Below are 24624 nucleotides of genomic sequence, written 5' to 3' on the forward strand. Positions count from 1 at the left end.
CCTGCCAGTAGCGTTGAAATGCTGAACAGCTTACTCTCGAACATTCATCGGCAATCGTTCAATGATCTGCCCACAGTTCGAGCCGTGCTTGAAGGAGGGGAAGCAACGGTCAATCCTGACCAATTCGCCCCAACTCGCATCCGAAATGGACAGAGCGAGGGAAGGATTTTTTAACATATTCTTCAGACCCAAGAGATATGATGGAATGAGCAAAATCTCGGTATTTGGAACTGTTTATACTATGGGCGACATCTGGATAAAACTGGCAAAAACTCTCTTCATTACGTCCGGTTTACCGCTACTAAGTCTTGTGACAATGGCTAAACCTGCGATCGCACAAGCCATTATTACCCTACCCAATGGAATACGCTGTGAGGGTCAATTTAACGGTTTTACAGGCCGTGGGATTTGTGAATATCCCGAGGGCTACTATCGCGGGACAATTGTTAATGGTCAGCGTCAAGGTCAAGGGGTTTTCTATTTTTCCGAAGGCAATGGGGGCGGGGATGATAATTTAGCCACCATTTATGAAGGACAGTTTAGCAATGACCGACCCAATGGACGGGGGCGGTTTATTTATGGCAATGATGACCGCTATGATGGAGAAGTGCTAAACGGAACACCCCACGGAACCGGTCAATTTACCTTTCGCTCCCTAGAAACGGAAAATTTCCTCTTTGTGGTCAACAATAATCTGATCACAATGGAAAATGTGGACAAGCGAGATAGCCGCTACTTTGGGGGAGTTCGTAACGGTCGGCCCGAGGGTCGCGGGACATTTGTCTATGGCATTTGCCAAGCCTATGGGGCAGAATTACGCTGTCTGCGCTACGATGGGATGTTTCGGAACGGTGTACCTCACGGACAAGGTACAATGACCACTCCGGCCTGTTTGGTGAGAGGGGGACAAGTCGTTTGTTCTCGGTTTACGGGCAATTTCTATCGGGGTCAGCCCAACGGAGCGGGGCAAATTATCACAGCCAATGGCGATCGCTGTCAAGGAGAATTCAACGACTTTACCTTTAGTGGTCGCGGCACTTGCACCTATAGCAATGGCGATCGCTACAGTGGAGAATTACGCTTTGGAGCCCCCCACGGCATTGGGGTAGCCACCTATGCCAATGGTCAAAGTTATCGGGGAGAATTCGTCTTTGGCGCTCCCCGTGGTATCTCTCGGGCGCGGTGACTTCCTCCCCCTAACGGCAACTCGTCGCCTCCCGTCGGCGAGAATATAACCGCACCTTCCCCTGATCATCCCCCATCACCAAAACCACCCGGTCATTCACCAGCAATAGGTCAACAGCATTGATTTTAGCTCGTTGTCTCGCAATCACCTGTCCGCTAATATACTTACCCGCCCGTCGTCCCGTCTCCGTCAACACCCACAACATCAAGCGTCCATCATCCCCCCCACTGGCCAGATAACAGCCATCTTGACTCATAGCCACACTTCTCACCGCCTTCTGTTCATCCTGTTCCCACTGATCCACAATAGAACAATCCTGACTATTGCCACCTAAACACCCCTCCAAATCCCAAATCATAATCCGACCTTGATTATCCGCCGTTGCCAATAAATTCGTCATCCGGGAAGTCGCTAGACTGGTAATATAATCATCCTGGCCTCCCGTGGGGTAGTTGATCGTTTGGCGCTCATTCTCCGACCAATCCCACAAAAGCAACTGATTATAACGGCCAGCAATCGCTAAATAATCCTCCCCAGGCCCCACTAAAGCCAGATCATAGATAGCAAAATCTAACTGTTGTTGCAATTGGGGCCCTGCAGGAGTCGTCAGTCGTTGAGATCCTCCTACATCCCACTTCAACACTAACCCACTCCCATGACCACTAAATAAATAGCGAGAATCTTGGGTAAACTCCAAATCTAACACCCGATCATCCCGTTGAAAAACCAAGGTTTGCGGAGTAGTACGTTGACCCAACAAATCCCATAACTGCACCTCCCCCGTTTCCAACCCCATCGCCATCACATTATTATCCACCGGGCGATAATGGAGCGTGCGCACCGCTTTTTCCGTGGCCGTAAACACCCCCAACGCCTCCAAACGTCGAGCATTCTGCACCCCCCAACGTCTCACCGTTTGGTCATTAGACCCACTCAGCACCCAATCCCCCAACCCATTTAAACGCACAACATTCACCGGAGCGCTATGTTCTCGTAACGTCGCCTTGAATCCCCACAACCACCACAGGCACAACACCACCAGCAAAGCTAACACCCCTTGCCACCACCGGGGAATAATAGGGAACACCTCCAACTCTACCTGCTGGTCAGGATTTTCTAACGTCACTCGCTCATCGGAAATCACCCCAGATAACTCCAGCAATAACTTTTTACTCAACCCCACCCAAGGACGACGGGGTTGTGCAATTAACTCTAACTCTTGGGTTTCTTGGGGGTTTACTGTCTCTTCAGAGGGGACAACTTCTAAGGTGCAGGCTTTGCGATCTTCTTCGCGTTGATACTTTAAAATATTCGCACTGACCTGTTGAGCAATATTACTTTGATTGGTGAAGGTTAAAGTATAAATAGCGGGGGGAACTTGCCGTTTGGGCAATAGATCCGAAAAGCGAAATTGATTAGACGCAACCGGAACACGCTGTTCTTTCGGGCTGATAGCAAAAAAGACATTTCCCGAGGGCAAAATTTCAATCTCTCCCCCTACCTTTACCCCCATTCCTTGGCTGGGAGTCGCTTCAATGTGGAAGGAATAGGATTGAGTGCGTAAGGCTGAGGAGTGACCGGATAAGCTGGGAATCTCTACGGATAATTCAAGTTCGTGCCACTGTTGAGAGGTTAAATCAATGGTTTTCTGGGATTCGGCGGAGAGATGCCACGCAGGCGGTAATCCTAATAGATTAACTTGTGTGGTAACAGTGCCTTTACTCGGATTTAATAAGCGCAAGGGAATGTCTATTTTAGCTCCCGGAATGGCTTGGAATGTGGTGACAGGTAATTCCCCTTTAAGTGCTGTAATGCCATCAGATTCTACGGTCAAGCGAATCACATGACGATCTTCGACTTGTAATTCAATAGAAAAAATCCGCACGGTTAAGTTAACTAATCCAGCAAAACCGGGTAAGGGAGATTTAACAATCTCAATCGCAAATTCTGTGCTATCCCCGGGAGGCTTTTTGGTCGAAACTTCTGGGGCAATTGTCCACCAATCTTTAGAGGCTTTTTGGTCTAACCCTGCGGCTAAAATTTCGATTTGAAAGCTGGCAAATTTATCACTTTGGTTGGTGACTTGAATCGTAAATTTTGCCCCGGATTTATCGGCTTTTAACGTTAAATCTTTATGAGAGAGTTGAGTGGTGAGTGAACTGGTTAAAGTGTTCATGGAATTAGGGGAATAGGGCGTAATGGTTTAGGATTTAGGGAGGGGTGGAAAAGTTAGGAAACAAAGAAGCTACAGAAATCATCCAGTCTTATAATTTGGGTTGTTTTAAACTCCGAAAAGGGTTTTCATTCGATTTTGAACCCAGCGCATAGGGTTATTATTAAAATCCTCATCAAGTAAACCATATTTGCGTAAAAGTTCTTGACGTTCTTGCAATTCGGCTTGATGTAAGTTGAGTTGGTGTGTAATTTCATCAGCTAAGGATTTATACTGTTTTAAAAGTCTGCCTAATGCTTCCTGATTGAGAATAAATAAACGAGTTTCTTCCCGAGTAATGACGGTGGCTGTGCGGGGAATGCCAATGAGTAAGGAAAGTTCACCAAAAAAAGCACCTGCTTTTAATTGTGTCAAGTATTTGTTGATTTTCTCTACAAAAATCTCTACTGTTCCTGAGACAATAATATAAAATTCATCCCCCGGCTCATCTTCCCGACAGATATATTCTCCTGTATCAAAAACTTTTTGATAGCCTGCTTCAATAATTTGCTGAATTTCATGTTCTTTAAGGCTGGAAAAATAAGTCACTTTTTTTAGAACTTCAACAAGGTTTATTTCAATATTTTTAATGTCTCGAATCAGCTTCGCTTTTTTTTGAATTTGTTTAAGTTGAGTTAAGTTTTGACCTTGACCCCGGATGAGTTTTCGGTATTTATCGCCTAATTGTAACTGCATTTCTTGCAGTTGTTCTTCCAAACTCTGTTCTTGAGTATCTAGGGTAATGGCCATAGTTTGAAAGACGCGGGCAAATTCGCCAATTTCGTCAGAACGACGGGTTAAATCTTCAATGGTACTGGGTTCAAATTGTTGAGTTCTTAAGTCTGTGGCGGCTTCGTTGAGGCGTACAATGGGGCGGATGACCCAATAGCCTAAAATTAAGCCCAAGATAATGGCAAGACCCAAAGAAGCGAGGCCTAAGATAATAGAGAGACGAGTTTGTAGGTTCACTTGCTGCATAAAATCGGCTTTGGGTAAGACCACCACAATCAGCCAATCGAGTCCGTAGGCATCCCGGATGGGTTGAACTTGAACTAAATGTTGTTTGCCTTGCCAGCGAAAGGAAAATTTTTGGTTATCGTCAAGGCTGGCAAAACTGCCCATGTTGTTTAGTAACATTTGGGCGGTATTTTGGATGAGGGGTTCTTGACTATTAATGGCTTCTACTCGCCTTAATTGGGCATCATAGGAGCCTTCTTGACCTGATGAGGCCACTAATAAACCATCTCGCTCAATAATAAAGGTGTGTCCTGTTTTGCCCACTTGTAATCCGCGTAAAAATCCGCTTAGATTGCCCAAAGAAATATCAATCCCGAAAACCCCTTGAAGTTGTCCCGTTGCGTTAAAGATGGGGTAAACGGCAGGGAGGGCAATGTCTTCATAACCAACAGCCCAAATATAAATCGACCCCCAAGTGGCTTGTTTAGCGGCCACTGCATCTTGATACCAAGGCCGTTGTCGGGGATCATAGGGTTCGGGTTCAATGGACTGCCTCGCCCCTCGGTTGCCTTGAGCATCTACTTCATAGTTGTAATAGTAGTAATCTGTCTCTGCATTGGAGCGGGCTAAAACGACTTGATTGTTGCGAACACGACCCGCCCCTACAAATTCCCGTTGTTCGTTGCCCCAGTACACATAGGCAAAGTAAGGGGTTTGTTGCAGTTGAGAATACAGGGGCTTTTCAAAGGTTGATAAGTCCTCGGGATTTAATAATCCTAGACGGAGTTGATCTGCATTCCATTGATTGAGTTGATGAGGTAATTCAATTGTATCTATTACTTCTGTTTCAACTCGTTGGGCGATATTATCGACTAAACGTTGGGAGAGGTCATTGACTGTGCTCCGCCCGTTTAAAAAGGCTAAAAGACCTGTCACTCCTACCCCAAGGACGAGGGGGGCAATCATGACGATAGGGACGGTTCGACGAAGATAACGACTAGAAGACATGGGCATTCATGGGGTAGCATTTTAAGGGGTTTCGGTTGAATCTTGGCAATTTTGGGCTTGTTGACGGAGGTTTTGAGCGCGTTCACGAAGGGTTTTGTAGGAATCTTGCAATTCGGTTATTTTTTCTTCTGACCCGAGGGATGGTTCTGAACTGAGAGGATTATTGTCTTGTAACTCTTCGAGTTGTTCGCTTAAACTTTGGGTGCGATCGCCAACCACAACGGCCATATCCCGAAATGCCCGGGCAAACTCTCCCACTTCATCGGAGCGTTCTACTAAATCCTCTAAACTTTGGTCATCAAAACGGTGGGTCGTAATAGATAGCGCTGCATCATTCAAACGCATCACGGGACGCACTAACCAATTACTGAGGACAAAACCCACCCCGGCCGCTAAAATAAGGGCGGCTAAACCAAACAACACCGTCATTTGAGTTTGAGCATTCACTTGAGCCAAGAAATCGGCCTCGGGAATCACCACCACAATTAACCAGTCTAACCCTCCGGGATCTCGGAACGATTGCGCTCGGACAAAGTATTGATTTCCCTGAAACTTAAAGGACTGGTGATCTTGAGTTTGGACTAAACTTAAATCCCCAAAGCTTGTCACCAGATAATTAGCGGTGGCTTGGAGTATGGGGTTTTGACTCTCCATTACAGAAACCCGTTGTATCTCTTCCCCCTCTATGATAGCGGTGGGATCACTGCCAGAACTGCCAATGAGAAAACCATCTCGTTCAATAATAAACACCTGTCCGGTTTCGGCAATTTTTAAGCTTTTGAGAAACTCATCAAGACGATTTAAGAACACATCCACCCCGAAAACCCCCACTAACTGATCTTGGGTATTTTTCACCGGATGAGTGGCGGTAATCGCTAATTGCCGACTATTAAAATCAGTATAGACTTCACTCCAGATGGGACGCTGGGCGGTAACGGTGGCGGTATACCAAGGACGAATCCGGGGATCATAGCGATCGCCTTCATGGACTAATTGGTTGCGATCGCCCGTGGAAGTGGCACTATAGGTTAAAAATAGGGAATTGGTACTCACTCCAACCACCCCGATCTGGAATACCCCATTCACTTGTTCCGCCCCTCGGAACTCCCCAGTTTCCGTCCCCAAGTAGATATAACTCACCGTATCAAAAACCTGAATTTTATGCCAAAAATAGCGTTCTAAGAGGGGTAAATTATCGAGATTAATCTGCTCATTTTGAAAGGCATCATAATTCAGTTGATTGATCTGCCGGGGAACCGCTAAAAATGTTTCGGTTTTTTGGGCTACTTGATCCGCAATTTCCTGACTTAACTCAGAGGACAGTTGATCAATTGTTTGCCGGGTATTGTGAAACGCTAGTCCACCTGTTAAGCCAATGGCTAAAACAAGAGGGGCAATGGTGAGCAAAGGAATACTGGTTCTCAGGGAGATGTATTTCATGGTCAGATTTAAGCTTTGCGCCGTAAACTTTGGGCTTTTTTCTTTAAGGCTTTAAAGTAAGCTAATTCTAGGTTTTTGGCATCTTCTTTACCCTGCTTAAATTGGGAATTTTGTTGGTGTAGTTCCTGCACTTGATTGGCAAAGTTACTCTGGCGATCGCTAATCACTAACGCCATATCCTGAAATGTGCGCCCCAACTCCCCTAACTCATCCTGTCTTGAGGCAACCGCATATAAACTCATGGGCTGAAATCGATCGGACTTCAAATCTTTCGCCGCTTGATTTAATTGTTCCAACGGACGAGTCACCCAAGAGGTAATATAAATTGTTAGACCAAAAGCAATCAGCAGAGCGACTACACAAACCACAATCATCATGCGAGTATTATTTTTTAACTCCGTTGTAAATTGAGATTCAGGAATAATAATCCCAACCATCCAATCTAAGCCTAATTCATCTTGCCAAGAAATAATTTCAATAAAGTGTAATTCTCCTCCCACCCTGAACTTAAAACCTTGCGATTTCGGAACAGCATCCCAAGTTTTATACTCATCAATTAACTGTTGAGCTACACCTTGAACCATCGGATGACTACTTTCTAGCACATTTCTTCGGGTCAATTTTCCATTCTCAACCTGATAGTCTGATTGATCCTCGGAACTATGTGCAACAATTGTCCCATCTCGTTCAATGATAAAAATTGCTCCCCCATAGCTCATGGCGAGAGATTTCAAATACTTTTTGATTTGCGATAAAACTAAATCAACTCCCATCACACCTAAGAGTTCACCTTGATTATTGTAAAAGGGATAACTCACTGAAATTGAAAAAGTGCCAGGATCTTCATCCCATTGGTAAATATCACTCCACACAGCCCTGTTTTGTTCTACAGGATTCCGATACCATGCTTCATCCTGAAAATTATAAGTTTCCTCTTGCGTAATTACACTACCCCGATTTCCTTGGGCATCCAAACGGTAAGTTATAAATGTTGGACGATCTTCTGTTGCATCTTGACTTTCTAGGTAAAGTTCACCATTCGGGGAACGCCCAATTCCTGTATAGTTCCCATTTTGATCGCCAAAATTAATAAAATCTACTGCATAGAGTCGCATTTGTTCGGCAAAATAACGGGTAATTTGTTCCCGATTGCCAACATCTAACATTCCCAATTGCACCACTTTTAAGTTCAAATCAGCCAGTCGGGTAGGATAGCTGAAATATTCATCTAATTGCTCCTGAGTACGTGAACTGACTTCGGCTTTAAGTTGTATAATAGCGCGGGTAATAGCCCGTTGGCCACTCCACCATGAGAGCCAACCTACTACACTCACAACTAGGAAAATTTGCAGTATAAAGGGGATAATAAAAATCCAGCGCAAGGGCAATTTAGAACCAGAGTTATTAATCATAGGGAATTGGGAATTGGGAACAGGGAATTGGGAGTCGGGAATCGGGAGTCGGGAGTCGGGAATCGGGAATCGGGAGTTGATTAGTATTCCCCATTACCTATTACCTATTACCTCTTACCGGGCTTGCATCATTTGCTGTCTCCACCAAGCGAAATGGAGTAAATTAATGCCCATTTCATGATTAGTCCGAATACTTTCTCTAGTTTGGTCTAACTCCTCATCAATGCCCCAAGCTTGGATTAAATTACCGATAATAAAGACAATTCCACCCCAATTTAAGAGTTCAATCGGCTTATTTGAGACAGTGGGATATTGACTAAACAAGAAGGGGAGACGACGCAGAGGATGATGACGATCTAATTGTCCTGAGTTGGGGGTATGTACGCCAAAGGTTTCAACTAAATGCTGGGCTTCAGTTTTCAGTTGATTAATTTGGTTAGTAATTTCCTGTTGGGTGGCTTGGAGTTCTTGCATGAGTTCGTTTTTCGCCTCTCGTAAACTTTCATTGTCCCCAATATCCGCGATCGCCTCTTTTAACTCCCCTTCAATCACTTTTAATTCATCAATGACTGTTTCCCATGCGGGCAAATCTACAACAATCAGCCCGCCGTGCGCCACATATTGCTGTAGCAGTTGACTTGTGCCATTTGTTAGTTTAACAAAACGCTGATGTTGTATAGACAAAATACTATAACCTAGGAGTTGTTCAATTTTAACTTGTTCCAAATTAAGCGCGGTCACTTGGGGATCTCCCGCTAAGGCCGGATAGAGTGCGGGTAAGGCAGAGAGAAGTTCTCCCCACTGTTCCTCCCGTTGGGGTTCTCTCGTGCCTTCTTGAGCCGCATAGGCAACGCGGACAAACCCTTTCGCCTTGGCCTGCACTTGTACCCGAGAGCGCAAATCTAACTGATTAAAACCGGGATTAAAGACATCCACGGGGTGACTTAATTCTACATTGCCCGGTTGTAGGAGAATCCGACATAATTCTACATCTTGATCTGTAGGGAGCGTCGTTTTTTCATCCAGGCGGAAGGTTTCCCGGACAATGGTAGGGGAAGTTTTCCATTGTAATTTTTCGGGGTCTACATAACGCAGCACTAAATACACCCAAAACGGATTTTTTTCCGCGACGGAGGCAAGGTGAAAATCTAGGGATTCACTGACTATAATAGGATTCCCCCGACTATCAATAGCAATGCCGGGTTGAATGCGTAACCAACGGCGATCGCGATATTCGGCCTTAATCTCCCCTGAAGGCTCAATAATAGATAATCCTAGACCACAGACAATCCCCCCCTGATTCAGGGCTTGATAATGGATATTTTGCCGTTGGCGGTGATAATAATGGGCGAGTTGCCACAATTCGGCATTTAATAATAGACCATCGGTTACATTTAACCGTTCTAGGGGATGGATGGGAGGATAAGAAAAAGAAGTCATTTTATATTAATTTAATTTGAGTTTTGTGCAAAAGGGAACGTTTAAGACTCAATCACCAAATCATAAGTACAAAACGCGGGCTTTTCTTGGTCTATTACCACTTGAATTAAGGTTTTGTCCAACTCATGACCATCCGGGGGACGCAATCTGACCGTGAAATGGTACGGACGACCTCCCCCTAGGGTGGCATCTTGCCCTAAGTGGGTATCTCCCAAAACCAGGCCGCGACTAAAGGATTCATAGATACCGATAGGCTGTTCATCTTCTGAGGTACTTTCCACAAGGGGGAGTCCTGTCGCCAAGTGGAGGGCGAAACGTAGCCCTCGACGAGTCCCCCGCCAACGGTATAAGGCGATCGCATGGCGAATCAGAGGCCGTTGTTGGTCTAAACTCAAATTAGGTTGCAGCGGCCACCCCACCCAATGGGCTAAAAAGGGTAACAGGCTTTCGGGAGCCAATAGAGGATCTAAATAAGCCCAGAGGGTGTTTAAAGTTAAAACATCCGGTTCAAACGCCTGTTCAAAAATCTTGAGGAAACGTCCTAAAAAGTCAATTTCCCCAAAGATACGCGGGACAAAATCCCGGTAGAGACTTTGGGGGCGAATAAACACCTGAAAGTTCGCAAATTGAACCAGGGTAAATAGTTCCGTATCTAGAGAATCAACCGTTTCACCTTCCTGGGGAATTTCTTCCAATTCTCCCCCCACAATTTCCCCTTCTATTGGTTCAGAAAGATCAGGTTCTGGCGTGGGTTCTTCTTCAATTTCTCCCGCTTCTTCTGGCTCAATTTCCGCTTCCATCGCCTCAGAACTTTCCGGTTCTGTCGGCGATTCTGGTTCAATGTTTTGGCTAATTTCTGCCCTTTCCTCAGCCTCTCTCCGAGAGAGTTCCGGTTCTTCTACCGGGATATCACTACCATAAATATTAATCCGGGCATCGTAATCTAATCTCAGGGGAATTCTCGGGAGAAATTCCTGTTCAAAAAAGTCCGCCGGAACTTGAAACAACAGCGCCGCGTTGACCCGTTCCCCCGGTCGTAACAGGGCATTGTTATTAATAATCTCACACCATTCTGGGGGAAAATTTCCCTGAATTTGGGCATTCCAGCGAAAATTGCGCGTCCCTCGATTTTCCAACTGAATCACCATTTCCGTCGGTTCTCCCGGATGCACAACCAGATTTTTAACACTCGAAGCGGTCATGATTAATTCAGCTTCCCCGCTTGTCTCCTCAACAGGAGTAGCCGGGATAAGTTGCATGGGAATCAGTTGGAGATCAAGAGATTGAGTCATTTCTAAATCACGTTAATAATGTGTCCCAAAGAAGCACGAGTATCAGACCAAGAACAAATTAAACCGTTGGGACCCGGGTCAATCATGGAGGTGGGGGGCATCCTTGTCCATTGTCCCTCCACTTGCTGACTGGCAAAGAGTTGAATTGCCCCAAGATAGAGGATTCCGGGGACTTTTTGGAAAACGGCAATAATATCTGACGGGTACACTGGACGACCAAACGCCCAGCCTTGTCCATCGGGCCCCCCGGTGAGGGGATTGAGGAAACGATATAAAGCAACACGCAGACGGGAGAGGATTTCTTGTCGGGCTTCGGGGGTGTTATAAATGGGTTCGAGGGAAATTTCCGTCTGGACACTGACCCCAATATACTGAGGTTCCTCACATTTAACTTGAATGCCTAATAAAGTGCGATCGCGCAAATAAGCCAATAAATGCTCTTTTAACTGGGGTGTCAAACTAAACTGCTCTGGAGCAATCCCCTGTTCCTCATCAATGCCTCGGGTGTTGGTTTGTGGCACCACCAACAATTGAATGCTCCCCCCATGACGAGCATCCGCCGGCAAACAGCGCACCCGAGCCACCGCCCCCTGTCCTGCTTGTAGGGCAAGGGTTTCAAAATCTTCTGGTGTAACAGCGCGATCGCGACTGCGCAACAAACGGGGCACCCGAATCACCGCCTGTTCCAACGTTTCCCCATCCGAACCATTCTTAGCTGGCTGATAATTCGTCACCTGAGTCACATAAGGCACCGCCGACTTTAACACCGTTAGAGTGTTAGGCTGCACATTACCCATCGCCCCCCCTCCCGTATGATAAGCCGCCATCACAATCCGCGACCCCCGAGGGGGAATCGCCCCATATTGCCGTTCCAAACGCTGCATTTCCCCCGGAATCGCCCCAGCCCGGTTTTGTCCATCAAACCACGTTAACTCTCCCGTCGTGACCGTTTGTAAGCCCCCCTGTTGTTGACCTCGGCGAACCGTCTGGGTCGGTAAACTCATCGCCTCCCGAATTAACGGCCCAAACTGAATTTCACCCGTAATGGAATCTAAAGTGTAGTGGAAATCATTAGGGCCAGAATCGGCAAAATCTGGCACTTCCTGCCAGACCTGGGGCATTCCCAAAGGAGTCACCACCACCAGATACTCCTCCTCCGACTTGCGAGGCAAAATGGGCGTTTCCTGTAATTGGAACTTCTGACCCGGCGTGCCATCACTCACCCCCACCTCCTCCCGTTCCACCCGTCGCCCTTGACTCCCATTCACCGTTCCCCCAATCGCCCGCACATCCACCCCCACCAAACGAGGAGAAGCACTATAAGGCGGTCTTTGGGGACTGGGAGGACTAAAACAACAACGCACCCAACGCCCCTGATAAGTGGAAAATTGAGTCACGGGGAAAGTTTGGGGCAAGTGCAGCACCACATCCGCCCCCTGTAACGGGTTGCCCCCTTCTAGCACCAGTTGATTAAAACTAAAACCCTGGGTAGTATCATCAGACTCCTTCAACAACACCGACACCCATTCCGTGCCATTCCAAGCCTCCCAAATTCGGGGCGGTGCTTGGGGATTAATCCCGGTGGGAGTTGCCTCCTGTCCTTGGACATTAACCGCTACAACATTGCCTTCTAAAGGCTCATCCGGGTCAAACACCAAATAAAAACAATTGCCCGGTTGGGGTTGTTCATCAAAAATGTCCAACTCTGGCCCCCCCCATGCCCCATCAGGTTGTTGACTCCAAAAATTCACCAAGGGATCTCGCAATAATTGGGGGGTGGTTTCTTGATGTCGGGCTTTCAAGAGATGACGAAGACGCGGTTGACCAATGATTAACGGATGATCGGTATTAAATACAATCGCCGCATCAGTGGCCGTGCGTAGGGTGGAAACTTCAATCCCCCTCGGAATAGTGTAGCGTTCCGGTAACTCTCCCACGAGGTAAAACGTGATCGGCGTAGTGGCTGGAGTAGGAGGGTGTAGACGAATGCCCAGCAGTTCCAAAAACGTGATGTATTGACGACGAGGGACTTGGTTAAAACGGATGAGCATTTGATCCGTTAACCAAGCAAACAGTTCTACCAACGTAATCCCCGGGTCACTGGGACTGTAATTCGTCCACTCGGGACAATACCGGGGAATGCGTAAGAGACATTCTTCGATTAAATCCTCAAAGGTGCGGTCATCGAGGTTCGCTTTAGGGAGATTGGGTAAGAACTGGAATTCCATAAATCACGAGGATGAGGGGATAGATGGGGGGGCTAAGAGAGGGAGATTAATACTCTCGACTCAAGTTTTCTTCTGCCATTGCTTCTTCTGGGGGCATTAAGTAAAAAGGATAAATGAGAGTACCCGGGACATAATTAGCCCGGAGACGATAGTTAATTTCAATCAACACCCGACCCCGTTCAGAATCGGGAATTGTTTTCACCTCATCCAAGATGATGCGCGCTTCCCAAATACTCAGTGCCTCCTCCACGAAGCGGCGAATCGAAATAAGGGTGTCTAAATTGAGGGGAGCAAAGGTTAATTCCGACAACCGAGAGCCAAAATCAGGACGATAGACCCGTTCGCCGATACTCGTTTCCAAAATAATGCGCATGGACTCTTCCACGTTCTGCTGGGCAGCACTCAGTTGAATAGCACCCTGGGGGTTAACCCGCCAAGGAAAGGCAAATCCTTGACCCAGATAATCGGTCGGGGGTTGAGAACCGGGGAGTAAGGGCATGGACAGATTTTTCCTAGTCAATCACCATGCTGTTCAATCTAGGCGGGGCAACGGTTAATGACCATTCGACTAAGGTCGAGTTTGCCGATTTTGAGGAGTGGGGAATCAGGAATTGATCTCGCCGTTCCCCGTCTGTCTTTCCTCGTAGGGGAGTTGTCAAATCTCACCATCAGGCCAATAATCTAGGCTCAAAACATCAGCGACTGTGAACGGACAAACTAAGGGGAATGTCTGTTTCGACAGCCCGGTTTCATGGACGACCCCCCGAATGGCCTTTTGATAACATTCAACAAAAAACGCTTCTAAGTAAGGCCTTAAACTCGGACTGTCCCGGAGTATAAGTTGCAGTTGATCTCTTTGTTCATCAATGGTACTCGCCCAGCTAGCCGTTCGCTTCTGGGGTTGATATTTCCATTTCAACAAATGAAGGAGTAACGCCTTTAAACGACTTAAAACCTCCCGTTTGGTATTGCGTCCCATATCCCTTAGTTCTTCGAGCAAATTTTTCACATCTAGATGATGGAGTTCGCCTTTTTCTAAAAGACTCACCGTTTGTTCAAGCCACAAATTAAAATCTTGGTCATACAGATGAGCAAGTTCAGTGTTCAATTCCAATCCTCCTGACTATTATTTAGGGTCTGCTGAATAACACGCCTACGCTAGACTCAACAAGGGAACAGGGAACGAGGGAGCAGGGGAGCAGGGGGGCAGGGGAGCAGGGGAATAGTGGCTAGTGAATAGCTAAAACTCTTGACTATTGCCTTTTCTCGACTCCCGACGCCCAACTCCCCGATTCCCTAGGGCGCAAGCATTGCGCCCCTACACCGACACCCGACACCTGACTCCCCATTCCCCATTCCCTATTCCCCCTGTTCCCTGTTCCCTGTTCCCTATTCCCCAATTCCCAACTCTCGGACTTATTCAACAAGCCCTATTTAAAGGGCGGGGGTCGGGTTCACCCAGTCGAATCGAGAAAATTGGGGTAGAGTGGAGGTAGGACTATTGAAAGCGATCGCTGTAAATTCCTATGTCTCCCAACTCCCATCATTCCTACACCCCCAGTCATCCAGACAAACATCTACAACCCCCCATTCCCTTTTACCGCAAACCCCTATTTGTCGGGTCTGTGGTCATAGCCGTACTGTTGGGCTTTTCCTTTTGGAGTTATAGTCAAAACCCCCAATGGCTAGAATACTCCGAAGGAGAATCCGTCATTGACCGACTCTTGGCCGCTAATCCTGATTTAACCCGCGAAGAGTTAGCCGCTATGGCCGATGTGGATAATGTCTCCTTGTTGATGGAACAGTTGAATCTGCCCACCGTGCCTACCCCAGAATTACCCATCCCAGACTTAGAGGCTGCCTCAGAAAATCCGTCCCCAAGTTCCACTTCTGCAACCGACACCGCAACAGAGAACCCCTTATTACCGGGGTTAATTCCCAACGATACCGGACAATTTGCCTCCGTTGCCGACTTACTCAAACGCACCGCCAACGGTCAAGATTCCTCACCCGCTGGGTCTTCTCAACCCACAAACGCCTGGATTAAATTAACTCAACTGCCCTCGGTAAAACCTGTGGAAACGGTTTCTCAGCCAACGGTGATGAGTCCCTTACAGCAAGCCTTATCTTTGATGAATCAATCCTCTAGGCAAGGAAATGATGCCCCATCAGAACAAGACTCAAGCCGTAATAGTCAGGGGACTAACACTATCACCACATCCCCCCATCAGAATCAGTCTACTCTCAGCAATACTGGCAACAATGGGACGGGGATGAATGGCCAAATCCCTGCAACGGGGATGAATAACATGGGAATCCCTGCATCGGGCCAACCCTATAATCCCTATAATCTCCCTACCGGGCAAGGATTAGGTCAACAACCCAACTATGGGAACTCCTACTCCACCACCCCCTACGGGAATATTAACAATCCTCCGGGGACTGTTCGAGGACAGATGGGACAGACTCCCACCCTGCCCTATTCTGTCCCCCCCACTCGTTCCTCCCGCCATGTGAGTCCGAATTTTAATAACTATGGCGTGCCGAATATGCCACAGGGGAATAATGCAACTGGGGTTAATCCCTTGTTTAATAACTCCAACATGACCCAGCAACAGCCTATTCGGGGGCAGAACAATAACACCCTCAATCCCAGCGGCCCCCAAATGGGACAACAATCTAGTCCCATTCGGCGCATTGGTAACGGTGAAATTAATACTTTCGCCAATCCGTAGTCTAAGTTCTGAAGTGATGCCAAGTTCCGTTGACCGACTCTCCCTCTATCGCGCAGCTTAGAGGGGACATTCCCGCGCCATGTTTCTGGTAAAATCTAGAACAAAACTTAACATTTTTCTCACAATATCATGTTCCGCAAAATACCGCTTGGATTACTAGGCCTCGTGGTCGGGCTAAGTCTTACCCTAATGGGCGTTATCGCCTATGCTTTGGGGAAACCCACCTTGAACCTTATTGGCTTTTTTTATGGCGTTCCCCTATTGTTGGGTGGCTTGGCGCTGAAAGCGGCGGAACTGAAACCGACTCCCTTTAGTGTTGCGACTTCCCCGGAAATCCTCAGCCTGCGTGAACAACAGGCTACCCCCACCCAGAACCAAATTCGCAACGATGTCACCCGCTACCGTTACGGACAAGAAGCCCATTTAGATGACTCTCTCGAACGTTTAGGCCTCAGTCCCAACGATGAAGAGCGTCCCATCTTGAAGGCTATCCGAGAAACGGCCATTGAAGGACAATACGCCCTAATTTTGGAATTTGACTCTCCCTTTGTTCCTCTGGAAACTTGGCAACAACAACGGGAGAAAATCGAAACGTTCTTTGGCCCGGGCATCCGTGTCACGGTTGAACAGGTGGAGGAGTCGGATATTGAAGCGGCACTTATTGCATTGAATCGTGAACCGTAAGCCTAGATTGTAGGGGGAATTCATCAATTACCCCTACGGCAAGATTTTCGTGACATCCTCCCGACACCGACCCTAGGGGTACGGTGCGGGCTTCCCCATATTACTATGAGGCTTTCCTGCTTCTACGGGAGGCTCTAGATGTCTTTTTAGGGACATCCCCAATAACCTCTTCCTCTACAGGCAGCTTGACCCCCAGTCCAAGGGCTGCAAGTCCACGTTGCTCAACAACCATCGCCGCAGCAACGTCCCTATCCGTTACCAACCCACAATGAGAACATTTGCTACGCAACGCTTTGCGTTCACTTCGTGACGCTTCGCGAACGCGAACGTACAGTGCGGGGCTTCCCGACGATGAGCTAACTCCCCTTCGCGCCCCTTGACTCAGGAATTCCCGACGAGCCGACTTTCTCCACCCGCCCTCATGATTCTAATTGAGGCGTGTTATCCACCACTTCTACATTCACGGCTTCCACATCAATGGTACCTGGTGGGGTGATGCGCTGAAATCCACTTTGGGTGACATTTAGAGATTCTCCACAACTCGGACACTGCATCTGGACTCCATCAAACCCCATAAAACGATAATCACACACTGGACACTCATCCTCCACTAACTTCCGGCGAATCCACCAACGCGCTAGCAAAAGCAGTAGGGGAGGAGTGATAAAAAGGAGGAACAGGAAAATAAAAAAGCCATTGACGACCCACCCGAGTCCGACAGATCCGAGTAGAAGGCAAATCAGGATAAATAGTAACCCACAGCCAATGCTAGAAGAGTTAATCTGAGAGAGTTTATAAAAATTTTGATTCACCGTGACCTCCTACTGAATTCCGATCGATCTCACTACCATCCTATCAACTCCTCTGTAGAGATTCTGGTTCCTGAATTCTCGGTAACTTCACCACAAATTCTGTCCCTTCCCCCACTTGACTTTTTACGTCAATTGTGCCTTTGTGTAAATCGACGGCTTGTTTAACAATGGACAATCCTAAACCTGTCCCGGCAATTTTTCCCACATTTTTGGCACGGTGAAAGGTTTCATAGAGATGCTTTTGATCGTCTAGGGGAATGCCAATCCCCTGATCTTTAACCCGAAAAATCACCCATTCTTCCTGACAGGTTAATTCAAAATGGACGGGACTCCCATTTGGGGAATATTTAGCGGCATTGGTGAGTAAATTTCGCAAAATATGAGTTAATAAATTCCGATCCAGCTTTCCGTGATGACAGTCTCCTGTCACCACAAACTGAATCCTTTCTTGACATTCAGTTAATTTTAAATCATCTAATAAATCAAGGCAAAATTTCTCTAAATTCAGTTCCAGAGGTTTAAAATCTAACTTTTGAGATTCTGCTTGTCCTAATAACAAAACATCATCAATTAAACTCCGGAGTTGTTTGACGCTACTGTGAATTTTTTGGAAATAATCTTTTCGTCGTTCTGCTGGCCAACTTTCATCAAAATTTTCTAACAGGGTTGCAGAAAATAGAATCGTGGACAAGGGGGTTCTAAATTCATGGGAAACAATGGAAACAAAATGATTTTTTAACTCATTTAGTTCTCGCTCTTTTTCAATCGCACGCTTGAGGGCAAACTCAGACTTGGCACGGACTAAAGCAATTTCTACAGTGGTCTGTAAGTTCCGTTCCTCAAAGGGTTTAACAATGTAACCAAAGGGGGCGGCCGCTTTGGCACGTTCAATGGTTTGGGGGTCACTATGGGCGGTTAAAAAGACGATAGGAATTTCTAGATTTTCGCTAATCTTTTGGGCCGCTTCTACCCCATCAATTCCGCCTTTTTTTAACATAATATCCATTAAAATTAGGTCGGGTTTAATGCTATTCGCTTTTTGTACGGCTTTTTCTCCCGAGGGAACAACGGGAGGGACTTGATAGCCCAAACGCTTGAGGGTTGATCGGATATTCATGCCGATCACCGCTTCATCTTCAACGACCAGAATCGTATAAGTTTCCATAGATCATGTTGGATGCAGGTAGCAACAGGCTGGACAGCATTTGAACGAGGAGTAAGAAAGGAAAATCAGAACACAAGGGAGGTTTACAGAATAGCAGAAAATGGGACTGAGCAAAATGAGTTAAAATATATTTTTTCTCTGAGCAAGTAAAAATACCAGAGAAAAAATCAGGGAAATAGAGGAGAAAAACGAAGTAAGAGGGGTGAGATTCTGGGGCTATTTTACCCAATGATTCTATCACAATGCCCCGAGTTGATAACATCGATTTTGGGGGGTGAATCGGGCTGGGGGTTGAAAATTTAAAGACTTTTTATAAATTGTCAAGAGTCCACCCTTCTCCCCCATCGCACCCCCTAAACCGCATCCCCTGCACTCTCCCTTGTTTCAGCCGTTTGTGCGTCTCTTTAGATCCTAATTTAGGATTACTCTAGAATAGAGACGGACTGACCCCAAGGGTTGCTCGATCCTAGGTAGAGTTTGAACTCCGGAAAATGTTTAACTCCTGATGCTTGGAAACCTTGCTGATTGTCTTTATGTTTAGACTGCGATGAAAGTAGGACAGATTCTCAAGAAACGCTACGGGATTACCCATCGTTTGGGTAGGGGAAGGTTGTGTCAAACTTACTTAGCGGAGGATTTGCAGTTGCCGGGGAATCCCCAGTGCGTGGTGAAGGTGTTTCGCTTACAGGCTAAACACCCCAAAATTGTGCGGTTGGCCCGGCGGATTTTTGAACAGGAGTCTGGTATTTTGAGGCAGTTGGGGCAGGAGTCGCCCTTTGCGGAAGTTTTGGATGCCTTTGAAGGGGATCACACTTTTTTTTTAGTGCAGGAGTTTATCAAGGGGGAGAGTTTAAGCGAACAGTTGACACTGGGTCAACCTTGGACGGAATCCCAAGTAGTGGGGTTTTTGCTGTCCAGTTTGGAGGGGTTGGCGATCGCACACCAACAGAATATTATCCATCGTAACCTAAAGCCCAGTAATTTGATCCAGCGCCAAAATGATCAACAGTGGGTTCTGATCGACTTGGGGGGAATGCGCCAAATCTGCGCCCTAGCGGTCAATTCTCAAGGTCAAATCGGCATGAAAGGGATTCTGAGTCATCCGGGGTATTTCCCGCGCTCAGAACGCCGTAAACCGACCTGTAGCAGCGATCTTTATAGCTTGGGGGTAATGGCGTTACAGGCCTTAATGGGGGTTGCGGTGCAAGATTTACCGAAACCCTCTCCCGAGTCTAGCGAAATTCTCTGGCGGGAAAATTTGACCATCAGTGACTCTCTGGCCGAGGTTTTAGCCCAAATGGTCGCCCCAGACTCCCAAGAGCGTTATCCTTCGGCGGGTGAGGCGTTACAGTGGTTACGGGGGACGGTGATCACCGTAGCGTCCAATGACGACACTTTAATTGAAGTCCCCACCGCTTCCCCCCTTATTCCCCCACCCCTGACTGTGGCCGAATTACTGCGAGAAGACCCGAAAGATCCCCCCCTGTTGGCTGGACGTTATCGGATTTTAGAATCCTTGGGCAAAGGGGGGTTCGGCACAACTTTTTTAGCGGAAGATCGACAAATGCCGGGTCATCCGCGCTGTGTGGTCAAACAACTTAAACCCTATCGCACCACCCCCGCAGCCTTAAAATTGGCTCGTCGTCTCTTTGACAGTGAAGCCCAAGTTTTAAATCAATTGGGGCGACATCCCCAAATTCCCCAACTCCTGGCCCACTTTGAGGAAAATAACGAGTTTTACTTAGTGCAGGAATATATCGAAGGCCACGACTTGGAGAAAGAACTCCCTCTGGGTCATAAACTGGATGAATTAACGGTGATTGCCCTGTTGCGGGATATCCTGCAAGTTCTCAAATTTGTTCATGATCAAAAGGTAATTCACCGGGACATTAAACCCGCCAATATTCGGCGACGAGAGGACGGAAAAATTGTCTTGATTGACTTTGGGGCGGTCAAACAGATTGGGGAACATCTGGAAACCTTTGATAAAACCCTGCTAACGGTGAGTATCGGCACTCCGGGTTATATTCCGGGGGAACAGGCCCAAGGGAAGCCCAAGCTGGCGAGTGATGTGTATTCTGTGGGGATTATTGGTATTCAAGCTTTAACGGGATTGAATCCCGAATATTTGAAGGAACACAAAAAAACCGGGGAGTTGCGCTGGCGAGATCATGCGACGGTTAGCCCCTATTTGGCGAAAATTATTAACAAAATGGTGCGTTATGACTTCCGTCACCGTTACCCCTCCGCGACGGAAGCGCTGGCGGCCTTGGATGATTTGTTAGCGCATCCTAATAAACCTGTGATCTCCCTGAGTTATTGGTTAACCTGGCTGGAGGATAATCGGGTATGGGGGGGGGTAGGGATGGCGCTGATTGCCTTGGCCTCGGCTTTTTTGGCTTTGTCTCTTTTTCCGGGGGCTCCGGAGTTAAGTTTGAGTCCGGCGAATCCGGTAGAGGAGGGTGGCGGTGGGGAATCTGAGGCAGGGGGGGCGGAAACGATGACTTTGCCCCAACTCCCGAGTCGGCAAAAAGTGGCGTTACCCTTTGAGGAGGTGATCGACGCTCAATATACGATGCGGGAGGGGATTGTGGTGGTGGGGAAGAATCCTAATCAATTGTATATGTATTATCCTCGCTCGCGGCGTAGGGTGACGATTAACCTCCCGGCGGAACCTTTGATGGTGTCGATTAGTCCCAATGGACAGTTTGCGGTGGTGGGTCATCAGGAGAGTTTGTCGTGGGTGAATTTACAACGGGAACAAATCGAGAAAACTCTGTCCCTTCCTCATCCCCCGTTTCATCTGGTTGTGACGGATCGGAATTGGGTTTATGGGTCTTTGGTGAATCATAGTCCGTTGTTGGCGGTGGATTTGAGTGGGGAGGAGGAGATTTTGCTGTCGGACTCGCGCCATTATGGGGAAACGGTGTATGTGTTGGATGGTTCGCAAAATCATCTCTATGGGATTGTGAAGGGGGAAGACCGCAACAGTGCGATTTTGCGTCGGGTGAATATTGCCCAAGGTGCGCCGGAGTTTCGCACGGATACGGCGATTCGGGCGGATGTTCCGGTGGGGCAACCTGTGGGGTTTTTACAAGATGGTCGTTTATTGACCAGTAATGGGATTTTACTGGGGGTTGCTCCGACGGGGGATGTTCGTAATGTGCAGAAGTTGGAGGGGGCGCAAAGTCCGATGTTGAATGTACGGACTCGTTTGATGGCTTCGGATCGGCAGGGGGTTTTACTGGGGTTACATGGGGAGAGAATGGATCCTGAGGAGTTTAATCGTTTGTCTTGGTGGTCTTATGATGGGTTGGCTCCTCGTGGGACTTATGAGTTGCCGCCTTTGTCGAACCAAGCGGAAGCCCCGAGGACTCGCAGTCATTTTGTGTTTATGAATCGTCAGGGGGAGCAGTTTTATGTGATTTTGCAGGGTCGGGAGTATCATGTGCGCGATCGCCTCACCGCTCCGGAGCAATATAGTTTGCTCATCGGTAGAATAGAAGATATTGTCTCTCGTTAATCGGTCAAGTCGCTGGGTGGAAACATTTCCGGGTTAAAGTTCATCAAGGTTTGTATCAGCATTTTGTCTGGTTCTTTTGGGACATTTGCGCCTAGCTAATAGCCACTTACTATGTTTCAGGAATTCCAACTTTCCGTTACGCCTTTGGGTCAGGATCACTATCTGGTACGCACGGAAAAGGTTGCATCGGGTGTTCCCCTCGCGGAGGAACAAGTCCACTGGGTCGTTGAGGATTGGTTACAACAAGCAGGACAGTTGATGGATGATCCTATGTTCCGCTTGTTGCAAGATCAGGATTCTCTGGCGACGGAGTTTTTATTTATTACGGGACAATTGCCTCCTGATGGGGGGGAGGTGAGTCCGAGTTTGGTGGCCTTGGGACAACAGCTTTATGATGCGCTGTTGCAGGGGAGTTTGCGGGATAGTTGGATGATGGCTCAGGCGATCGCCCATAATCAACGGTCGGTGTTACGTTTTCGGCTGGGTCTGAAGGGATCCCGGCTGTTGCGTTTGCCTTGGGAGGTGTTACATGAGGGCAGTCGGGACACGGGAAATGGGGTCTTTCGTCCTTTGTCTACAGGGCCCGATATTGCCTTTTCCCGTTACCAAATTGGGACGGCGTTGGGGTGCGATCGCTTCAGTTTACCCCCAAGACCTCAGCCTCCCCTACGGGTGTTAATGGCGATCGCTAGTCCCGAGGATCAAGACAGTCTCGCCCTACACCAAGAAGCCCTACAGCTACAAACGGAACTGCAAAGCCCGGACCCTGATATCCCCCCTAATATTGAACTGACGCTGCTAGAACAACCGGGACGGGCTGAATTAACCCAAGCATTAGAACAAGGGAACTATCAAGTATTTCACTATGCCGGACATAGCAATTTAGGGGAGTCGGGGGGGGATGTGTATTTAGTCAGTCGCACGACGGGACTCACGGAAAAACTCTATGGTCAAGATTTGGCCGGGTTGTTGGTCAATAATGGGATACAACTGGCGGTGTTTAACTCTTGTCGGGGGACGGATACGGCTTTAAACCCCAATGAAGACAAGCAAACAAATTTAGCTCAGGCTTTGGTCAATCGGGGGATTCCGGCGGTGTTGGCGATGGCGGAGCGTATCCCGGATGAGGTGGCCTTGGCCTTCACGCGGTTATTCTACCGCAACCTTGACCAAGGGTATCCTATTGATTTAAGCCTCAGTCGCGCTCGACAGGGGTTAATTTCGGCCTATGGGTCAAACCAACTCTATTGGGCGCTGCCTGTCCTCTATTTGCACCCGGAGTTTAATGGGGTCTTGATTCCTTCTCCTGCACTGCCGGATCCCTTTGATTTGGAAGATCCTGATGATCTGCCCTTGGGGTTTTTGACGGGGGATGAGGAGGAGATGGACGAGGAGGATTATTTAGAGGATGACCCTTATTTGGAGGATTTGGATCCCCTAGAAACGGAGGAGGAGGATGAGGAATTTTTAGCGGATTTGGTGGCTACGGCACGGGTGGCCTCTCGGGAGCAAGAGGAGGAGATGTTACGTCCGGCCAAGGCTGAGAGTGATGAGGAGGATTTGAGTTTTATTCAGGATGTGCTGAGTGAAACGCCGTCGGTGGTGACTCCTCCCCCTCCTGTCACTCTTCCCCCAACGGAAACACCCGAGGCACCCCCTCCCTCCCGTTTTCCTCTGGCGGGTTTCTGGGGGGGGATGTTGGCGATGGTGTTAATGTTTGGGGGGGTGGTCTGGATTTGGGGGCGGATTTATTACCCTAATGTGTTTTCTAATCCGTTGGAGGCCTTACTAAGTGGGCAGGATCCGGTGGATCCCGAGGATTTAGATTTTAGGGCAGTGAGTACGGAACAGTTGACGAGCTTTGCTATTGAGCAGTTTAATCAGGGGAATCTGGAGACGGGGGCGATCGCCGTAGAAACCCTATTAGAGCGCAATGTGTTGAGTCATGGGGCTTCGGTGTTGGCTGGAGTGAAACCGGAACAACGGGACACTCCAGAAATTCTGTTTTTATTGGGTCGTTTAGCTTGGCAGTCGGTGCAGATTGGGGATAGTCGTTACAGTGTATCCGATGCGCGGCGCTATTGGTCTAGTGCGATTCAGAAGGCCCCTGAGAAAGTGAAGTATCACAACGCTCTCGGGTTTGCTTACTATGCGGAGGGGAATTATGATCAAGCGAATCAGACTTGGTATGATGCCCTAGAGTTGTTGGATTCCCAAATGGTGGGAGGTGGGGATGAGGGGATGGATCGGGTAACGCTGAACACCTACGCGGGATTGGCGTTAGGATTACAAAAGCTGGCGGAAAATCAAACGGGGGATGCTCGGACAACGCTGCTCAATAAGGCCTACAAGTTGCGTCAAACGGTGATGAATGAAGATCCTTTGGGGTTTCAGGTGGACCGATTAGCCCAAGATTGGTTATGGACGGAATCGGCGATCGCAGACTGGCAGAGTTTGGCTTCTCTGGACTAGGGGAACAGGGAGCAGGGGACCAGGGGAATAGGCAATAATGATCAACTCCCCCTCTCCC

The 24624-nt window shown here is 47.8% G+C and carries 16 protein-coding genes and 2 pseudogenes; 5 read left to right on the top strand and 13 right to left on the bottom strand.

Annotated elements, in window-relative coordinates; all coding sequences use genetic code 11:
* Positions 1 to 33: 33 nt before the first annotated feature.
* A pseudogene (locus SPI9445_RS31940) lies at positions 34 to 192 on the bottom strand (RNA-guided endonuclease TnpB family protein); the annotation flags it as partial.
* A 49-nt stretch (positions 193 to 241) separates the two neighbouring features.
* Between SPI9445_RS31940 and SPI9445_RS24350 the strand changes: the two are divergent.
* Positions 242 to 1186: an MORN repeat-containing protein gene (locus SPI9445_RS24350; RefSeq protein ID WP_237747924.1), complete on the top strand. Its 945-nt coding sequence runs from the start codon at positions 242 to 244 to the stop codon at positions 1184 to 1186.
* 10 nt (positions 1187 to 1196) lie between these two features.
* Here the strand turns inward: SPI9445_RS24350 and SPI9445_RS0104465 are convergent, their stop codons facing one another.
* The 9 genes from SPI9445_RS0104465 to SPI9445_RS0104510 all read right to left on the bottom strand — a co-directional run bounded on the left by SPI9445_RS0104465 (position 1197) and on the right by SPI9445_RS0104510 (position 14283).
* A complete protein-coding gene (locus SPI9445_RS0104465; protein WP_017303528.1) occupies positions 1197 to 3362 on the bottom strand; it encodes a WD40 repeat domain-containing protein in 2166 nt (721 codons plus the stop codon).
* Between the two features lie 105 nt (positions 3363 to 3467).
* Positions 3468 to 5363 (bottom strand): cyclic nucleotide-binding domain-containing protein, encoded by a 1896-nt coding sequence (locus tag SPI9445_RS0104470; protein ID WP_017303529.1) that lies wholly within the window; start codon positions 5361 to 5363, stop codon positions 3468 to 3470.
* 21 nt (positions 5364 to 5384) lie between these two features.
* Positions 5385 to 6803, bottom strand: coding sequence for a cache domain-containing protein (locus SPI9445_RS0104475; RefSeq protein ID WP_083883492.1), 1419 nt, complete (start codon positions 6801 to 6803; stop codon positions 5385 to 5387).
* An 8-nt stretch (positions 6804 to 6811) separates the two neighbouring features.
* Complete coding sequence (locus SPI9445_RS0104480; protein ID WP_017303531.1) at positions 6812 to 8215, bottom strand: PDC sensor domain-containing protein; 1404 nt, start codon at positions 8213 to 8215, stop codon at positions 6812 to 6814.
* 114 nt (positions 8216 to 8329) lie between these two features.
* On the bottom strand, positions 8330 to 9655 hold the full coding sequence (locus SPI9445_RS0104490; protein WP_017303533.1) for a hypothetical protein: 1326 nt from the start codon (positions 9653 to 9655) through the stop codon (positions 8330 to 8332).
* A gap of 41 nt (positions 9656 to 9696) precedes the next feature.
* Entirely contained in the window at positions 9697 to 10947 is a 1251-nt protein-coding gene (locus SPI9445_RS31025; RefSeq protein ID WP_017303534.1) for a phage tail protein, read from the bottom strand.
* Positions 10948 to 10949: 2 nt separating this feature from the next.
* The gene (locus SPI9445_RS0104500) at positions 10950 to 13175 is read right to left on the bottom strand and encodes a putative baseplate assembly protein (protein ID WP_017303535.1); all 2226 of its coding nucleotides are present in this window, start codon (positions 13173 to 13175) and stop codon (positions 10950 to 10952) included.
* A gap of 46 nt (positions 13176 to 13221) precedes the next feature.
* The gene (locus SPI9445_RS0104505; RefSeq protein ID WP_017303536.1) at positions 13222 to 13674 is read right to left on the bottom strand and encodes a GPW/gp25 family protein; all 453 of its coding nucleotides are present in this window, start codon (positions 13672 to 13674) and stop codon (positions 13222 to 13224) included.
* A gap of 156 nt (positions 13675 to 13830) precedes the next feature.
* On the bottom strand, positions 13831 to 14283 hold the full coding sequence (locus tag SPI9445_RS0104510; protein ID WP_052646659.1) for a DUF29 domain-containing protein: 453 nt from the start codon (positions 14281 to 14283) through the stop codon (positions 13831 to 13833).
* A 418-nt stretch (positions 14284 to 14701) separates the two neighbouring features.
* On the opposite strand from SPI9445_RS0104510, the gene SPI9445_RS0104515 reads away from it, so the two are divergent.
* Entirely contained in the window at positions 14702 to 15910 is a 1209-nt protein-coding gene (locus SPI9445_RS0104515) for a hypothetical protein (RefSeq protein WP_017303538.1), read from the top strand.
* Between the two features lie 129 nt (positions 15911 to 16039).
* A complete protein-coding gene (locus tag SPI9445_RS0104520; protein ID WP_026079525.1) occupies positions 16040 to 16594 on the top strand; it encodes a DUF2854 domain-containing protein in 555 nt (184 codons plus the stop codon).
* Positions 16595 to 16697: 103 nt separating this feature from the next.
* On the opposite strand, the pseudogene SPI9445_RS31785 reads toward SPI9445_RS0104520, so the two are convergent.
* The 3 genes and pseudogenes from SPI9445_RS31785 to SPI9445_RS0104530 all read right to left on the bottom strand — a co-directional run.
* Positions 16698 to 16874: pseudogene (locus SPI9445_RS31785) on the bottom strand (transposase); the annotation flags it as partial.
* Positions 16875 to 17013: 139 nt separating this feature from the next.
* Entirely contained in the window at positions 17014 to 17406 is a 393-nt protein-coding gene (locus SPI9445_RS0104525; protein ID WP_017303540.1) for a hypothetical protein, read from the bottom strand.
* A 43-nt stretch (positions 17407 to 17449) separates the two neighbouring features.
* The gene (locus SPI9445_RS0104530; RefSeq protein WP_017303541.1) at positions 17450 to 18571 is read right to left on the bottom strand and encodes a hybrid sensor histidine kinase/response regulator; all 1122 of its coding nucleotides are present in this window, start codon (positions 18569 to 18571) and stop codon (positions 17450 to 17452) included.
* A gap of 547 nt (positions 18572 to 19118) precedes the next feature.
* Here SPI9445_RS0104530 and SPI9445_RS27320 point away from each other — a divergent pair.
* Positions 19119 to 22094, top strand: a complete 2976-nt coding sequence (locus tag SPI9445_RS27320; protein ID WP_017303543.1) for a serine/threonine-protein kinase — start codon at positions 19119 to 19121, stop codon at positions 22092 to 22094.
* A 111-nt stretch (positions 22095 to 22205) separates the two neighbouring features.
* The gene (locus SPI9445_RS0104545; RefSeq protein WP_017303544.1) at positions 22206 to 24566 is read left to right on the top strand and encodes a CHAT domain-containing tetratricopeptide repeat protein; all 2361 of its coding nucleotides are present in this window, start codon (positions 22206 to 22208) and stop codon (positions 24564 to 24566) included.
* The last annotated feature ends 58 nt before the right edge of the window (positions 24567 to 24624 follow it).

Source organism: Spirulina subsalsa PCC 9445 (assembly GCF_000314005.1).
GTDB classification, from domain to species: domain Bacteria; phylum Cyanobacteriota; class Cyanobacteriia; order Cyanobacteriales; family Spirulinaceae; genus Spirulina_A; species Spirulina_A subsalsa.

Excerpts from the sequence above, each read along its gene's own strand:
- SPI9445_RS0104490 (WP_017303533.1), bottom strand. The coding sequence starts at position 9,655 with ATGACTTCTTTTTCTTATCCTCCCATCCATCCCCTAGAACGGTTAAAT.
- SPI9445_RS0104520 (WP_026079525.1), top strand. The coding sequence starts at position 16,040 with ATGTTCCGCAAAATACCGCTTGGATTACTAGGCCTCGTGGTCGGGCTA.
- SPI9445_RS0104465 (WP_017303528.1), bottom strand. The coding sequence starts at position 3,362 with ATGAACACTTTAACCAGTTCACTCACCACTCAACTCTCTCATAAAGAT.
- SPI9445_RS0104530 (WP_017303541.1), bottom strand. The coding sequence starts at position 18,571 with ATGGAAACTTATACGATTCTGGTCGTTGAAGATGAAGCGGTGATCGGC.
- SPI9445_RS24350 (WP_237747924.1), top strand. The coding sequence starts at position 242 with ATGGGCGACATCTGGATAAAACTGGCAAAAACTCTCTTCATTACGTCC.
- SPI9445_RS0104475 (WP_083883492.1), bottom strand. The coding sequence starts at position 6,803 with ATGAAATACATCTCCCTGAGAACCAGTATTCCTTTGCTCACCATTGCC.
- SPI9445_RS0104470 (WP_017303529.1), bottom strand. The coding sequence starts at position 5,363 with ATGTCTTCTAGTCGTTATCTTCGTCGAACCGTCCCTATCGTCATGATT.
- SPI9445_RS0104480 (WP_017303531.1), bottom strand. The coding sequence starts at position 8,215 with ATGATTAATAACTCTGGTTCTAAATTGCCCTTGCGCTGGATTTTTATT.
- SPI9445_RS0104545 (WP_017303544.1), top strand. The coding sequence starts at position 22,206 with ATGTTTCAGGAATTCCAACTTTCCGTTACGCCTTTGGGTCAGGATCAC.
- SPI9445_RS0104500 (WP_017303535.1), bottom strand. The coding sequence starts at position 13,175 with ATGGAATTCCAGTTCTTACCCAATCTCCCTAAAGCGAACCTCGATGAC.
- SPI9445_RS27320 (WP_017303543.1), top strand. The coding sequence starts at position 19,119 with ATGAAAGTAGGACAGATTCTCAAGAAACGCTACGGGATTACCCATCGT.
- SPI9445_RS31025 (WP_017303534.1), bottom strand. The coding sequence starts at position 10,947 with ATGACTCAATCTCTTGATCTCCAACTGATTCCCATGCAACTTATCCCG.
- SPI9445_RS0104515 (WP_017303538.1), top strand. The coding sequence starts at position 14,702 with ATGTCTCCCAACTCCCATCATTCCTACACCCCCAGTCATCCAGACAAA.
- SPI9445_RS0104505 (WP_017303536.1), bottom strand. The coding sequence starts at position 13,674 with ATGCCCTTACTCCCCGGTTCTCAACCCCCGACCGATTATCTGGGTCAA.